At 36.9% G+C, this 766-nt stretch carries 2 protein-coding genes; both read right to left on the bottom strand.

What is annotated here, in order from left to right; translation table 11 throughout:
* The coding region (locus A5294_RS06465) for a type II toxin-antitoxin system RelE/ParE family toxin (protein WP_064340744.1) at positions 1-300 on the bottom strand (300 nt) is incomplete at its 3' end.
* The gene (locus A5294_RS06460; protein WP_004104921.1) at positions 297-602 is read right to left on the bottom strand and encodes a type II toxin-antitoxin system RelB/DinJ family antitoxin; all 306 of its coding nucleotides are present in this window, start codon (positions 600-602) and stop codon (positions 297-299) included. The genes A5294_RS06465 and A5294_RS06460, both read right to left, overlap by 4 nt.
* Between the last annotated feature and the right edge of the window lie 164 nt (positions 603-766).

Here is a 766-nt window from a genome sequence, read left to right as displayed (position 1 = left end):
CTCAATATCTCTTTTCCCATAAAGCACACGAGAAACCATAACCTCATGCTTTTCTTCAAAAACAAAATAAAAAATAAGAAAATTATCACACGCCATGAACCTTAAACCTCGACTTCTCCATGGCTCAAAACTAACTAAACGATGCACAAAAGGAAACTCATCAAGACTCAATATTGCTTTCTCCAATCTATTTACCTGCCCCTGCGCGTTTTTCAAAGACAGTAAATTAAACGCAATATAAGCGTAAATACCACGCAAATCTTCCTCAGCCTCATGCGAAATGTGCACCGCGTAAATCATAAATCAAATTCCTTATGCAAGGATTCAAAAACCTTACTCGCAGGCTTCACATCACCAGATAGAACCGACTTATAACCCTTTTCCAACTCATCATTCAACTCACCTTGAGTCATAGAACTCACATCACGCGGCTCTCTATAACCCAATTTCACATCAAAAGGAAGCCCCTGCTGTAAAACAACCTGCTTATAAAACATAGTAATAGCACTCGAAGGAGGAAGACCCAAAGAATTCAATATATACTCTGCCTGCTCTTTTAACTCTGGATCAATACGAGTATACAAGTTAGCTGTTTTCGCCATACAATCACCCCTTGTTTCTTACAATGATTATATAACATTGCATTGGCATTGCAACGTCATTGCATTAACATCAGCATTTACACTTATCCGTAATATTAAAAGATAAATCACAAAAGCATAACGTGAAACAACATGCAACATGAAACAATATATGATTTTACAAC

Source organism: Gardnerella sp. 30-4, assembly GCF_001641215.1.
GTDB lineage: Bacteria > Actinomycetota > Actinomycetes > Actinomycetales > Bifidobacteriaceae > Bifidobacterium > Bifidobacterium leopoldii.
This window is presented reverse-complemented; position numbering and strand designations above follow the sequence as displayed.